Origin of the sequence: Streptomyces sp. NPDC008092 (genome assembly GCF_042957285.1) — a bacterium.
Lineage (GTDB): Bacteria > Actinomycetota > Actinomycetes > Streptomycetales > Streptomycetaceae > Streptomyces.
The window spans coordinates 152,510-166,405 of sequence record NZ_JBIBHY010000013.1 but is presented as its reverse complement, the minus strand read 5'-3'; the positions used below and the strand labels follow the sequence as shown (position 1 = coordinate 166,405).

General features: G+C 71.0%; 10 protein-coding genes. 1 reads left to right on the top strand and 9 read right to left on the bottom strand.

All coding sequences use genetic code 11. The annotated features are described in order from the left end of the window. Nucleotides 1–58: 58 nt before the first annotated feature. The 4 genes from ACFZB3_RS36040 to ACFZB3_RS36025 form a co-directional block, all read right to left on the bottom strand. On the bottom strand, nucleotides 59–742 hold the full coding sequence (locus ACFZB3_RS36040; protein ID WP_391383285.1) for a response regulator: 684 nt from the start codon (nucleotides 740–742) through the stop codon (nucleotides 59–61). After that, complete coding sequence (locus ACFZB3_RS36035; protein ID WP_391383282.1) at nucleotides 739–1,890, bottom strand: histidine kinase; 1,152 nt, start codon at nucleotides 1,888–1,890, stop codon at nucleotides 739–741. Before ACFZB3_RS36035 ends, ACFZB3_RS36040 begins: the two co-directional genes overlap by 4 nt. Beyond that, nucleotides 1,887–2,420 carry a DUF1453 domain-containing protein gene (locus tag ACFZB3_RS36030; RefSeq protein WP_391383279.1) on the bottom strand — a complete coding sequence of 178 codons (534 nt, stop codon included), beginning with the start codon at nucleotides 2,418–2,420 and terminating at the stop codon, nucleotides 1,887–1,889. The genes ACFZB3_RS36035 and ACFZB3_RS36030 overlap by 4 nt, the downstream gene beginning before the upstream one ends. 766 nt (nucleotides 2,421–3,186) lie before the next feature. After that, nucleotides 3,187–5,310: a DNA gyrase subunit B gene (locus ACFZB3_RS36025; protein WP_391383276.1), complete on the bottom strand. Its 2,124-nt coding sequence runs from the start codon at nucleotides 5,308–5,310 to the stop codon at nucleotides 3,187–3,189. A 441-nt stretch (nucleotides 5,311–5,751) separates the two neighbouring features. On the opposite strand from ACFZB3_RS36025, the gene ACFZB3_RS36020 reads away from it, so the two are divergent. Then, nucleotides 5,752–5,982, top strand: coding sequence for a hypothetical protein (locus tag ACFZB3_RS36020; protein ID WP_361303670.1), 231 nt, complete (start codon nucleotides 5,752–5,754; stop codon nucleotides 5,980–5,982). Between the two features lie 97 nt (nucleotides 5,983–6,079). Here ACFZB3_RS36020 and ACFZB3_RS36015 read toward each other — a convergent pair whose 3' ends face one another. The 5 genes from ACFZB3_RS36015 to ACFZB3_RS35995 form a co-directional block, all read right to left on the bottom strand. Continuing rightward, the gene (locus ACFZB3_RS36015; protein WP_391383273.1) at nucleotides 6,080–6,946 is read right to left on the bottom strand and encodes a trypsin-like serine protease; all 867 of its coding nucleotides are present in this window, start codon (nucleotides 6,944–6,946) and stop codon (nucleotides 6,080–6,082) included. A gap of 122 nt (nucleotides 6,947–7,068) precedes the next feature. Further along, nucleotides 7,069–8,625: an RNA polymerase sigma factor gene (locus ACFZB3_RS36010; RefSeq protein ID WP_391383270.1), complete on the bottom strand. Its 1,557-nt coding sequence runs from the start codon at nucleotides 8,623–8,625 to the stop codon at nucleotides 7,069–7,071. A gap of 479 nt (nucleotides 8,626–9,104) precedes the next feature. Beyond that, a complete protein-coding gene (locus ACFZB3_RS36005; RefSeq protein WP_391383266.1) occupies nucleotides 9,105–9,992 on the bottom strand; it encodes an FCD domain-containing protein in 888 nt (295 codons plus the stop codon). Between the two features lie 162 nt (nucleotides 9,993–10,154). Further along, nucleotides 10,155–12,929 carry an ATP-binding cassette domain-containing protein gene (locus tag ACFZB3_RS36000; RefSeq protein ID WP_391383263.1) on the bottom strand — a complete coding sequence of 925 codons (2,775 nt, stop codon included), beginning with the start codon at nucleotides 12,927–12,929 and terminating at the stop codon, nucleotides 10,155–10,157. An 80-nt stretch (nucleotides 12,930–13,009) separates the two neighbouring features. Further along, nucleotides 13,010–13,768 carry an NUDIX domain-containing protein gene (locus tag ACFZB3_RS35995; protein ID WP_093498678.1) on the bottom strand — a complete coding sequence of 253 codons (759 nt, stop codon included), beginning with the start codon at nucleotides 13,766–13,768 and terminating at the stop codon, nucleotides 13,010–13,012. Between the last annotated feature and the right edge of the window lie 128 nt (nucleotides 13,769–13,896).

Genomic DNA, 13,896 nt, shown 5'->3' with positions numbered 1-13,896 from the left:
GACAGATCGGGAAGATCCCCGACTCTTCTTCCCCCGCCTCTTCACCCCATCAGGTGACTCAATCCGCTGGTGGCCGCACCAATCCCTTTCCGTAGGCGTAACGCACCGCCTGAGCCCGGTCCTTGAGACCCGTCTTGGCGAACAGGTTGTTGATGTGCGTCTTCACGGTGGCGGTGGACACATGCAGCTTCCGGGCGATCTCCTGGTTGCTGAACCCCTCCGCGATCAGCACCAGGACCTCGGTCTCCCGCGCGGTCAGCCCGTCGGGCGCCTCGGCGGCCACGGGCGCCGGTTCGGGCTGTGAGAGCCGCTCCAGCAGCCTCCGCTGGATGCTCGGCGACAGTCCCGCGTCTCCCGACAGCACGCTCTCCACGGCTCGCACGATCTCGTCGCCGCCCGCGTCCTTGGTCAGGTAGCCACGGGCGCCGGCCCGCAGCGCCGGGAACAGCGACTCGTCGTCGGCGAACGTCGTCAGCACCACCACCTGGGTCCCCGGGTACCGAGACCGGATCCGCCGGGTCGCCTCCACGCCGTCGCAGCGCGGCATCCTCAGGTCCATCAGCACCACGTCCGGGGAGAGCTCGGCGACCAGCCGGACCGCCTCCTCCCCGTCGCCCGCCGCTCCGACGACCTCCACGCCCGGCAGCAGGCCGAGGAGCATCACGATCCCCTCCCTGACCACCGTCTGGTCGTCCGCGACCACGACCCGTGCGGGCTTCTTCTCCCCCTCCGTCTCCGTCATACGGGCACCCTCAACCTCACCTCGAACCCCTCGTCGTCAGGCCCTGCATCCAGCGACCCGCCCAGCAGCTCGGCCCGCTCCCGCATACCCAGCAGACCGTACCCGCCGCCCGCGCCGCTGAGTTCGCCGGAACGGCCACCCGAGTCCCGTACGTCCAGCGCCACTTCGTGCTCGCCGTAGTCCAGCCGCACATGGACCTTGGCGCCATGGGCGTGCTTGCGGACATTCGTCAACGCCTCCTGGGCGACACGCCGTACGGTCTGCGACGCCTCCGCGGGCAGAGGTCTGCGTTCACCCGTCACGGTGACCTCGGCACCGTCGGTCGAGCCGACGAGCTCGGACAGGAAGTCCTCCAGCGGGGTGAACTCCCCGCGCAGCGCGGACAGGGCCTGCCGGGTCTCGGCGAGTCCGTCGCGGGCCATTCCCCGGGCGGCCACCACCCGTTCGAGGATCTGCTCCCGGTCGGCTCCGCGCTCGATCAGCAGCCGTGCCGCCTCCAGGTGCACCATCTGGGCGGAGAGGCTGTGGGCCAGCACGTCGTGGATCTCCCGTGCGATCCTGGCGCGCTCCGCCAGCGCCGCCGACTCGGCCTCGGCCGCTCTCGCCGCTCGCTCCTGGGCGAGCAGCCGCTGGGCACCTCCCCGGGCCTCGGCGTCGAGTCGCAGGACGTAGCCGGCGAGAGCCATTCCCACGACGGTGGCCGCGGTGGTCAGCCATACGTCGTTGTTGAACGCGGAGTACGAGGCCAGGGCCACGGACGTGACGGGCAGAGCGATCGCGATCGGCAGCCGCTCCAGGGCGGAGATGCCGCAGCCGCACCAGATCACGAGGGCCGGTCCCTGGAAGCCGGTGGTCTCCGCCAGGACCGCGATCCCCAGGAGGACGACCATGAGCGCCAGGGAGGGCACGAGCCGGTGGGCATAGGTGGTCCGGAAGAACCCCCAGGAGACCACGGCGGTCACGACAACCCCCGCCACCGCCGCGGCCATGCCCCAGCCGTGGACGTGCGACTGGTTGAAGGCACTCCACAGCAGCAGGGCGAGGACGAGCAGTCTCACACCCCAGGCGAGGGCGCGCCGGGGCCGCGTGACCCCTGCGCGGCTCAGCGCTTCTCGTGAGGGCCAGCGTGTCCAGGCGTTCTCCGTCACACGCCTTCCTTCCTGGTGACCTGGGCCATGTCGTCACGGTACGCCCGGGTGGATCCGCTCACCGGCGCAGCGGAGGGGAGCGACTGGGCGCGCCAGACGAGGATGCCGGCGCGGACCAGCAGGGTGACCGCAAGGCCGAGCATGAGGGCCGCGCTGTCCTGATGGACGCCGACGGCGGCGCCGAGGGCGTAGAGGCCGACACGCACGGCTATACCGCCGAACCAGACGAATGCGCTGGCCCTGGTGCTCTTGGTCCACACGACGCCGTCGGCTTCCGTCCACACCCGGGTGGTCCAGGCCCAGGCGGCGCCCATCACCAGTCCCACCAGCAATTCCGTGCCGAGCAGCGCGGCGGAAGCGGTGCGGTGGTGGGCGTCGAGTATGCCGGGTTCGCGCAGCGCGACGACCGCAAGGATCACGGGCACCAGCCACCAGCGCCTGCCTGTGTCGACCGGGCGGGCGCGGAACTGGCGCACGATCACCACGACGACGACGGCCACGATCAGCAACGCGTTGACGAGCCCGGACATCAGAGCCTCCGTGAGCGGGAAGGGGCGGTGCCGGGAGCGGGAGCTGCCGACGCCTTCGACGCTACGGAAATGCGCAGGTCAGCAGATCGGAGCGGGGGTGGATCACGGGTGGATTCCGGCGAGCGGAATCTCTCCACCCCCAGGTGGAGAACCACGTGGGGACGTGGGAGGTGGGGAGGTGGGGAGGTGCATCGTCGGACGACGGGCCTCGGGAGCGCTGAGGCCCCTCGCACGAACCGGCGGCCTCCGGACGAACCGACGGGCTGGAGACAGCCCGACGGGCCGCGGTCAGCCTGACCACGCGAATCCCGCAGAACGGCCGAGCGGGCAGAACGGCCGAGCGGAGTGAAATCGCCCAGGAAAGCGGCAGGCGCCTCACCGCACAGCCTGCGGGCACTTCCTGAAAGGGGCAGGTCGGCACCCTCAGGACAACAGGCTGGCGCTCCGCAGCACACCCGACGGGCACCTCGCGAAGCGGTCGGCCGACACCCCGTGGCAGCCGACGGGCGCCCCGCAGCACTCAGCCCGGCAGGACGCCTCAATACCGGCGGGGCGCCTCAAGAGGCGGCCTGCCGATCCTCCACCGGGCGGATAGGCAGGCACCCCGCGGAAACGACCGGCCGGCCCCCGACCGGGGCAGCCGACGGTGTCGTCGTCGCAGGGGCCGACCGGGCGGCGCACACCTCACCACCGCCCACCGCCCACCGCCCGGCCCGTCGCGCCCCGGGCCTCCGGCCTCTCCTTCGGCCGAGGCCCAGCGCAGCGGCTACGCGTCGATCCGCGACCGGTCCAGCGTCGCCGCCGAGCCGGAGATGAACTCCTTGCGGGGAGCCACGTCATTGCCCATCAGAAGGTCGAAGACCTGTTCGGCCGCCTCCAGGTCGGAAAGGTTGATGCGGCGCAGCGTGCGATGGCGCGGGTCCATCGTCGTCTCGGCCAGCTGGTCGGCGTCCATCTCGCCGAGACCCTTGTAGCGCTGGATGGAGTCCTTGTACCGGACACCCTTGCTCTGGAACTCCATGAGCTTGTCGCGCAGCTCGCGGTCCGAGTACGTGTACACGTACTTGTCCTGGCCCTTCTTGGGCTGGACGATCTCGATGCGGTGCAGCGGCGGCACCGCGGCGAAGACCCGGCCGGCCTCGACCATGGGCCGCATATAACGCTGGAACAGCGTCAGCAGCAGGCAGCGGATGTGCGAGCCGTCGACGTCGGCGTCGGTCATCATGATGATCTTGCCGTAGCGGGCCGCGTCGATGTCGAAGGTGCGGCCCGAGCCCGCCCCTATGACCTGGATGATCGCCCCGCACTCGGCGTTCTTCAGCATGTCCGTCACCGAGGACCGCTGGACGTTGAGGATCTTGCCGCGGATCGGCAGCAGCGCCTGGAACTCGGAGTTCCGGGCGAGCTTCGCCGTACCGAGCGCGGAGTCGCCCTCCACGATGAACAGCTCGCTGCGCTCGACGTCGTCGCTGCGGCAGTCGGCGAGCTTGGCGGGCAGGGACGAGGACTCCAGGGCCGTCTTGCGGCGCTGCGCGTCCTTGTGCTGGCGGGCCGCGATGCGGGTCCGCGCGGCGGCGACCACCTTCTCCATGACCACGCGGGCCTGGGCGGCGGCGTCGCGCTTGGTGGAGGTGAGGAACGCCTTCAGTTCCTTGGAGATCACGCCGTTCACGATCCGGCGGGCCGCCGAGGTACCGAGGACCTCCTTGGTCTGGCCCTCGAACTGCGGCTCGGCGAGCCGGACGGTGACGACCGCGGTGAGGCCCTCCAGGGCGTCGTCCTTGACGATGTCGTCCTCGGCGACGCGCAGCAGCTTCTTGGCGCGCAGCGCCTCGTTGAGGGTCTCCCGGATGGCCTGCTCGAAGCCGGCCACGTGGGTGCCGCCCTTGGGCGTGGCGATGATGTTGACGAACGACCTGAGGTTCTGGTCGTAACCGGTGCCCCAGCGCAGCGCCACGTCGACGCCGAGTTCGCGGGTGACCTCGGTGGGGGTCATCTGGCCGTGCTCGTCCAGGACCGGGACGGTCTCCTTGAAGGTGCCCTGCCCGGAGAAACGGAGGACGTCGCAGACCGGCTTGTCGGTGGCCAGGTACTCGCAGAACTCGCTGATACCGCCGTCGAAGCGGAACGACTCCTCACCCTTGCTGCCACCCTCGCCGAGGCCGTACTCGTCCCGCACGACGATGGTCAGGCCGGGCACCAGGAACGCGGTCTGGCGGGCGCGCTGGTGCAGCGTGTCCAGGGAGAGCTTGGCGTCCTTGAGGAAGATCTGCCGGTCGGCCCAGTAGCGCACGCGCGTGCCGCTGCGGGTCTTGGGCACCCTCTTGGTCTTGCGCAGCCCGCTTCCGGCCTCGAACTTGCCGTCCGGGCCGGCGCCGGTGAAGGCTCCCGGCACGCCACGGCGGAAGCTGATGGCGTGCACGCTGCCGCCGCGGTCGACCTCGACGTCGAGTCGCGCGGAGAGCGCGTTGACCACGGAGGCACCGACGCCGTGCAGACCGCCGGAGGCCGCGTAGGAGCCGCCTCCGAACTTTCCGCCGGCGTGCAGCTTGGTCATGACGACCTCGACGCCGGACAGGCCGGTCTTGGGCTCGACGTCCACGGGGATGCCGCGGCCGTTGTCCCGGACCTCGACGGAGCCGTCGTCGTGGAGGATGACGTCGATGTGGTCGCAGTAGCCACCGAGGGCCTCGTCCACCGCGTTGTCGATGATCTCCCACAGACAGTGCATGAGACCGCGGCTGTCGGTCGAGCCGATGTACATGCCGGGGCGCTTGCGCACGGCTTCGAGGCCCTCAAGGACGAGCAGGTGCCGCGCGGTGTAGTTGGAGCCGTCCCGGTCTGCTCCTGCCAGCAGCGCTGTGGACGGCACGGACGTATCGGCGGTCACGCGGTTCGCTCCTCGCTGAATTTCAATGGGGCCCCTTTGGGGTAAGGGGTCGGCTTCGGTCGCCGCTCAGAGGGTACCGAGGCCTGGTAGAGCCGTTGTAACGCCACCCTCGTCATGAACTCACACTAGTCCAGGGTCGTATGGGTGTTCGATCCCTCGATGGAGTGAAGTACATATCACGTTCCCTTCGAGGCATGAACCATTTAGGCTCCGGGCACGTCCTCACAAACAACCGGCAACCCGGCCGGGAGGATGAAACCGATGAACCGCGCGAACCCGTAAGCACTTAAGACCACGCAATACGGCACATTCGCCGCCAACCGGCAGCAGACGGCCACCTCGAAAGATTTTTTTCGAGGAGAAGCCCCGAGCGGGAACGTTTTCGGGCTGGTTGGATGTTGACCCTGGTACGACAGCTCGTCGAGCTAGAGAAGAGGCGACGTGACTACTGTTCTGACCCCCGCGAGCCACCTGACGGCCGCCGATCGCTGCGACCGCTGCGGCGCCCAGGCATACCTGCGCGTCGTGCTGCTCAGCGGCGGAGAACTGCTCTTCTGCGCCCACCACGGTCGCAAGTTCGAGCCGGAACTCAAGAAGATCGCCGCTGAGATACAGGACGAGACGGAACGGCTGACCTCCGTTCCGGCCATCGCTTCCGAAGATGAGCGCTGACCTCTCGCATCCACGACGAGCCAGCTCCGGCACAGGCCGGTGAAGGGCGGCCGCTCCTCAGGGAGCGGCCGCCCTCGTCGTATCCGCACAGAGGCCCTCAGGAGCGCTTGTGAGGCCCGCTCGATCCACCGAGGGCACCGCGGGTACCCATCGCCCGTACGACCTCCGAGACGCGCGTATAGACGCCGGGACTCCCCGGTCGCCCGCAGCCGCTCCCCCAGGACACGAGTCCGATCAGCTTCCCGCCCGCGACCAGCGGCCCGCCGCTGTCGCCCTGGCAGGCGTCCGGGCCGCCCCTGGTCTCTCCCGCGCACACCATCGAGTCCGCCCGGTAGGTGCCGTCGGCGCCGCCGGGATAGGCCCGCTCGCACGTCTCGTCGGGCAGCACATGGAGCCGCGCCGCGTACAGCCGGCGCGAGTAGTCGCCACCGCCCGTGATGTCGCCCCACCCCGAGACCAGGGCACTGGTGCCGGGCTTGTAGGCGGTATCGCCCCTGGGGGCCATCGCGATGACCGCGCGGCGGGGCAGGGGCTCGGCAAGGGTGAGAACGGCGAAGTCACCGGTGTTCGTGTCGGGGTCGTAGCCGGGATTGACCCGGGCGGCGGTCACGGGGATCTCCTGGCCCTGCGTCCCGAGCAGATCCGTGCGGCCCGCGATGACCTTGAGGTCGCGGACCCGGTCGGACGGCCCGCCGACGACGTCGTCGGCCAGGCAGTGGGCGGCGGTCAGCACCGTGGTCCGGCCGATCGCCACCCCGCCGCAGAACTGACCGGCCCGCGTACCCCCGAACCGGTCACGGCTGGACAGCGCGACCGTCCACGGGGCCTGGGAGACGTCGACAGGGAAGCCACCGACCACCACGCTGTCGGCGACGGCGGGAGACGTGGCGGCCAGCGGTATGGCCGTGCTGACGGCCGCCAGGATCAGCGGCCGGATCAGGGCCGAGGCAACAGAACGGCGCATGCACGCTCCTCACTCTGGGTGGGACTTGGACACCCAGAGTCATCCAGCGCACCGCGACCCGCAGCACGAAGGCCCGGCCTCCGCGGTGGGAGGCCGGGCCTTCGACGCCGTACGACCGCGACCTAGTCAAGGTAGTCGCGCAGCACCTGGGAACGCGACGGGTGGCGCAGCTTCGACATCGTCTTGGACTCGATCTGGCGGATCCGCTCACGCGTGACGCCGTAGACCTTGCCGATCTCGTCGAGGGTCTTCGGCTGGCCGTCGGTGAGACCGAACCGCATGGAGACGACGCCGGCCTCGCGCTCGGACAGGGTGTCCAGCACCGAGTGCAGCTGCTCCTGGAGGAGGGTGAAGCTGACGGCGTCGGCGGGGACGACGGCCTCGGAGTCCTCGATGAGGTCGCCGAACTCGCTGTCGCCGTCCTCGCCCAGCGGGGTGTGCAGGGAGATGGGCTCACGGCCGTACTTCTGGACCTCGATGACCTTCTCCGGGGTCATGTCGAGTTCCTTGGCCAGCTCCTCCGGGGTGGGCTCGCGGCCCAGGTCCTGGAGCATCTGTCGCTGCACGCGCGCGAGCTTGTTGATGACCTCGACCATGTGCACCGGGATACGGATGGTGCGGGCCTGGTCGGCCATGGCGCGGGTGATCGCCTGGCGGATCCACCAGGTGGCGTACGTGGAGAACTTGTAGCCCTTGGTGTAGTCGAACTTCTCGACCGCGCGGATCAGACCGAGGTTGCCCTCCTGGATGAGGTCCAGGAAGAGCATGCCGCGGCCGGTGTAGCGCTTGGCCAGGGAGACCACCAGACGGAGGTTGGCCTCCAGGAGGTGGTTCTTGGCGCGGCGGCCGTCCTCGGCGATGATCTCCAGTTCGCGCTTGAGCTTCGGGGCCAGCTTGTCGGCGTTGGCCAGCTTGTCCTCGGCGAACAGACCGGCCTCGATGCGCTTGGCGAGCTCGACCTCCTGCTCGGCGTTGAGCAGGGGGACCTTGCCGATCTGCTTGAGGTAGTCCTTGACCGGGTCGGCGGTGGCACCGGCCGCGGCGACCTGCTGCGCCGGCGCGTCGTCCTCGTCCTCGTCGGACAGCACGAAGCCCGCGCTCTCGGTGCCCTCGGGCTCCTCGGCGCCCGCCTTGACCTCCTCAAGGACCTCGTCCTCGAGAATCTCGGCGTCGTCCTTCTTGGCGGCGGTCTTCTTGGCCACCGTCTTCTTGGCGGCGGCGGTCGCGGTCTTCTTCGCGGCCGCCTTCTTCGCGGTGGGGGCGGCCTTCTTGGCAACGGCCTTCTTCACGGACGCCGCCTCCTCGGCCGGGTCGTCGGCGACGGCGGCGGACGCCACTGTGGGGGCGGCCGTGGCGGTGGCCTTCCTCGTGGTCACCGCCTTCGCCGCGACCGTCTTGGTGGCGGTGCGCTTGGCCGGACTCTTCGCTGCGACGCTCTTACGGGTGCGCTTGGGCTCCGCGGCACTGACCATCAGCGTCACACCCTCTTCCTCAAGGATCTGGTTGAGGCTGCGCAGTACGTTCTTCCACTGAGTGGCCGGAATCTGGTCAGCTTCGAAGGCCCGACGCACATCGTCGCCGGCGATCTGCCCCTCAGCCTTTCCCCGCTCAATGAGAGCCATGACAGAGACGGACTCGGCGATCTCCGGCGGGAGCGTACGGGATGTGCTGGCCGACACGAACAACCTCTCGGAACGTTGGAAAACGGCTTCCGGCCCCGTCCGGGACGGACTGGAGCCGACCGCCGGCTTGGGGATGGGCCGACGGCGCGGGCGGGGGCCGGGAAGATGCACAGCGCCATTAATGGCGTCCGTATTCCCTCCGCGGCTGTCACCTCTTAGGTCATCGCGTTGTCCGCAAGAGCGTTACGCCCAATCTACGTGGCCCGAGTCACACCCCGTAAGCGCTCAAAAACGGTCAGACATGGGCAGAGGTTGTCGTTGATGATCTCTCCGGACCGTTTGGATCACTGCGGAGCCTGCCGCAACCTGTCGCGCGACCGGCCACCGGGCACCGCGCCGGCCCCCGCCGCACCGCCGGGCCCGGCCGGAGCCCGAGGGATCCGGCGGGGTCCGGCGGCGGCCGGCGGAAGGGGGTTCCCGGACCGACGGCACCCCGAGAACGCGGCACTGACCGAGCGCACCGCTCTCGGCGCGGGTCAGTGCTCGCGCGGGGCGGGCACCACGCGCTCCACCTCGGGGTGGACGGTCAGCAGCTGGCGCATCGCCGACTCGGCCGCGGTGCCGTCCCCGGTGCCGAGCGCGTCGACGATCCGCGCGTGCTGGGCCAGCGACGTCTCGTTCGGCCGCTCGCAGCCGGTGACCGGGCCGCCGGACACCTGGAGGGCCGCCGACACGATGCCGGAGAGGTGCTCCAGCATGCGGTTGCCCGCGATCTGGATGAGCAGCGAGTGGAACTCGGCGTCCGCGCGCGAGAACGTCAGCGCGTCGCCCTGCGCCATGGCGTGGCTCATGATCTCGACCATGTCGCACAGCCGCTGCTGGACGTCCTCGCGCCCGTGCCCGGCGGCGAGGCGGGCGGCGAGCGGCTCGATCGTCCAGCGCAGCTCGCTGAGCTCACGGCGCTGGTCGTCGCGCTGCGGCCCGAAGGCCCGCCACTCGATGATGTCCGGGTCGAGGAGGTTCCAGTCGCTGACGGGACGTACCCGCGTGCCGACGTTCGGGCGGGCACTGACCAGGCCCTTGGCCTCCAGGACCCGGAGGGACTCCCGGACTACGGTTCGGGAGACCTCGAAACGCTGGCCGATCTCCTCGGGGACCAGGGGGCGGTCCGCTCCCAGGTCGCCGGAGACGATCATCTGACCCAGTTGTTGGACGAGTTGACCGTGCAGTCCGCGGCCGCGGCTGCCCGCGGCGCGCCGGCCCACACGGCCCAGCTCCGGATCCGCACCCTCCCAGGCGGGCGTGCCGACCCGATCGACGGCGGGGACCTCCGCATACGGGTAGCGGTCGAGTTCGCCCGGGCCGACCAGACCAGAGTCTGCGGAGCGGGCGGCGGTCATCATGGTGTGCGCAAGGGTACTCACGGATCCTTTGTCGGCGCTGCCTCCAACTCCCTTGAGGTCTTTGGTGAAAAGCACACGAAAGGGTGATCGCTCACCCCGTCGCAATTGACGCCTTATCGGAAAGAAATGGCCGTTCTGCGGGGAGTTGTGCGCACTGCGGGATCGCAAGCGCCCGGTCCGCGGTCATCGGGCCCTGGTCCGCAGGGTGCTGAACAGATACGCGCAGACCAGCGCCACCAGCGACAACGCCAGTGCACCGCCCACAGGTTGGGCGAGCACCCGGGCCGCACCGACCAGATAGCGCTCTCCCCCGAAGGGCCATTTCAGCAGGAACGTCTCCCGCATCCGCATCGGGAATCCGGCGGCCACCCGTACCCCCGTCCCCTGCACCGCCCTGTGCACGACGGGCACGACGAGCACGGGTACGGCGAGCACCGCGGCGAGACCGGCCGTGGTGGACCGGAAGACACCGGCCGCCAGTACGCCCGCCCAGGCACAGCCGACGATCAGTGCGAACCAACTCGCGGTCAGTGAGATCCAGTCGGCGGGAACCTGTGCGAGTTCCCGGCCGTAGACGAGGTAGAGCACTTCGGCGTCACAGCCCACCGTGAGGAACGAGAGCATTACCGCGGTCGCCCCGGAGACCAGCAGTTTCGCGGTGAGCAGCCCCAGCCGGCGCGGCACGGTGCCGCGGTCCGACGCCAGCGCGGGATGACGGAACTCGTCTCCGAAGGCCAGCGCCCCGAGCAGTCCCGCGCCGAGCGCCGCCGGGGGCAGCGGCAGCTCCCCCGGCCAGGCCGCGAACAGCCGGGCCTGCGGGGTGTGTCCCACCCTGGCCAGCAGTACGGCGGTGAGGGCGGACACCAGCAGCACGACACCGCAGGTGAGGAAGCCGGTGCCGATCCCGGCAGCCCGGCGGAGTTCGTAGCGCAGGGGCCGGAGGGGGCCGGGAACCGAGCGGACGGAGATGGGGGGCGGAAGCGGGGAGAGGGGGTCCGGCTCGTCGGCGGCTCCGTCGCGGCGCACGGGGCCGGCCGACGCCGGGGCGGACTCACCTCCGACCGCCGACGCCTTCCAAAGTTCCGGCTGCGACTGTGGCTGCGGCTCCGGCTGCCGGGCGGGGGGTTGGACGGCGGGGGGTTCGATGGCGGGGGGTTCGATGGCGGGGGGTTCGATGGCGGGGGGTTCGGCGGCTTCCGAGCGGGTGGAGGGTCGGCTTGCGGGAGCGTCGAAGGATGCGGCGCGGATCGGCGGCTCATCGCTGACGGCCTCGACGGATACGGCGCCCGTCGAGGGCTGGGCCGCAGGAGCGTCGGCGGGTACCGCGCAGGTCGCCGGCCGGGCCGTGGCGGCTTCGGCGCGGCCGGGCGGCTGGGATGCCGGGACCTCCGCGGACACCGGGCGGCTCGGCGGCTGAGCGGAAGCGGCGGCCGGTGGCTGGGCGGGCACGGCGGGCGCTGTCCTGGTCGCCGCGGCGTGACCGGAGGGCGCGGTGGAGCCGAGGAAGGCCGACGGCTTGGCGAGCGAGGCGGCGGTCGACGGCTCGGCCGTTGCCGGAGCGGGCAACTCGCCGGGGGGAAGCATGCGGGTGGAGAGCTCCGAGTCCGGGGGCGCGGGCCGAGAGGTGGCGGCGGGGTGGTCGGCGCGGCCGTCGACGGTGGTGTGGGGCTGGGGTTCGGCCGCGTCGCCGGGTTCCGTGGCGGCCGTCGGGCGGCTCCGGCTCTGCTCCTGGTCGGTGGTGCGCGCCTGCTGCGCGAGGCCTGGGGCGGCCGCCTGCTGCGGGCCGCCCAGCTCCGTCCTCGGCTGCGGTGCGACCACCGGCGCGTCCGCGTCCCTGCGTCCTTCCTGGTGCGGTGCGTCCTGGCCGCCGGCGGCAGGAGCCTCCTCGGCCCGCTGCGGATACGCCGGCGGGGCACCGTCCGCCGCGGCCTGCTCCCCCGCGCTGTCGGCGCATTGCCGCTCGCACGCCGGCCACCCCTCGTCGGCCGCAGTCGGCTCACCGCGGTCCGGTTCCTGCCGCACCGGCTCCGGCGCCGCTCCCGCCTCCTGCCCCTCCCCCGTCGGCGGCTCCGCGTCGGCGCCCGGTCCCATGTCGCCGGTCTCGTCGGCGAGTTGGTGGACCAGGATGCCGTGGCGGAAGGCGGTCTCGCCGACCTCGGCGGTCGTACTGCCGTACACGGAGAGGCGGTTGCCGCCTTCCCGTACGACCTCCACCGAGCGGTGGGCGGAGCGGGCCTCCTTGCCGAGGGCGGCGGCGAGCCGGGCGGCGTGGGGGCTGCGGACGGCCACGCGCGGGCGGAGCCGGGTGCGGGCGAACACGTCGGCCTCCTGGTCTGCGACGAGCCTGCCTGCCTTCAGGGTGACGACCTGGTCGGCGGCGCGGGCGGCCTCCTTCGGGTCGGCGGTGGTGAACAGAACCGTGCCGCCCTGCGCCGCGTGCGCCTTGAGCATGCGGTGCAGCCAGTGGGCTTCGCGGGTGGGCAGGCCGTCCGCGGGTTCGTCCAGGACGAGGGTGTGCGGGTCGGCGAGGAGCGCACAGGCCAGGCCGAGTCGGCGGTCCACTCCGTGCGACAGCGTGCCGAGGCGCTCCTCGCGCAGGCTGACGAGCCCGACCGCTTCGAGCACTTCGTCGGCGCGCCGGGCCGGCACCCCGGTCGCCGCGCACAGCATGCGCAGATGACCGCGGACGGAACGGGACGGATGACCGGGGACATCGCCGAGAACGACACCGACCTCGCGCGAGGGGTGGGCGATGCGGTGCAGGGGGCGGCCCCTGAAGTAGGTGAGGCCGCGGCCCTGTTGGAGTTCGAGCATCAGTCTGAGCGTCGTGGTCTTGCCCGCGCCCGCCTCGCCCAGGAGTGCGGTGACGCGGCCCGCGCCCGCTTCGAAGGTCACGTCGTCGACGGCGGGCGGGTGCGCCTTGCGGGGATTGCTGGTCAGTCCGAAGGCCTGGATCACCTTAGGGAAGATAGCGCGGAATGACCGTTTTTCCGGGTATAGAAGGTTTTAACCCTGCCCGAGTCCGCGCTGTCGGACGGTCACACCTCGGGCCGGAGCATCGGCGGGTTGAGCAGCGTGGCCCCGCCGGCCCGGAAAAGCTGGGCCGGGCGACCACCCTGGCGGGTGGTCGTACCGCCGGTGGGAACGAGGAAGCCGGGGGTTCCGGTCACCTTGCGGTGGAAGTTGCGCGGGTCGAGCGCCACCCCCCACACCGCCTCGTAGACCCGGCGCAGCTCGCCGACCGTGAACTCGGGCGGGCAGAAGGCGGTGGCCAGGGACGAGTACTCGATCTTGGACCGGGCCCGCTCCACCCCGTCGGACAGAATCTGGGCATGGTCGAAGGCAAGCGGTGCGACAGGTTCGCCGTCGCGGCCGTAGCCGCCCTGCGCGAGCAGTTCCTCCACCGGCGCCCAGCGCGCGTTGCTGGCGTCACCACCCGCGCGCGGCGCGGGCAGGTCGGGGGCGAGGGCGAGGTGGGCGACGCTGACCACACGCATCCGGGGGTCGCGCTTGGGGTCCCCGTAGGTCGCCAGCTGCTCCAGATGGGCTCCGCCCTCCTGGGCGGGGGCGTCGGGGTCGTGGGCCCGCAACCCCGTCTCCTCCGCGAGTTCTCGCGCCGCCGCCTGCGAAAGGTCCTCGTCGGCCCGCACGAAGCCGCCCGGCAGCGCCCAGCGCCCCTGGAACGGCGACTCGCCTCTGCGTACCGCCAACGCACACAGGGCGTGTCGGCGCACGGTCAGCACGACCAGGTCCACGGTGACGGCGAACGGCGGAAAGGCTGACGGGTCGTAGGGCATGCGGTGATCATAGTCGTCTGCCTGACGATAAACACTCCCTTCGGTACTCACTCCGACGGCTGATCCACTTCGCTCCGGTGCGCACCCCCGGGTTCCTTCCGGCACGCGTTCTCGACTCGGTCGTCCTT

Bases quoted from the DNA above. Each gene is read 5' to 3' on its own strand.
- ACFZB3_RS36015 (WP_391383273.1), bottom strand. From the start codon at position 6,946: ATGCGCCGTTCTGTTGCCTCGGCCCTGATCCGGCCGCTGATCCTGGCG.
- ACFZB3_RS36030 (WP_391383279.1), bottom strand. From the start codon at position 2,420: ATGTCCGGGCTCGTCAACGCGTTGCTGATCGTGGCCGTCGTCGTCGTG.
- ACFZB3_RS36040 (WP_391383285.1), bottom strand. From the start codon at position 742: ATGACGGAGACGGAGGGGGAGAAGAAGCCCGCACGGGTCGTGGTCGCG.
- ACFZB3_RS35995 (WP_093498678.1), bottom strand. From the start codon at position 13,768: ATGCCCTACGACCCGTCAGCCTTTCCGCCGTTCGCCGTCACCGTGGAC.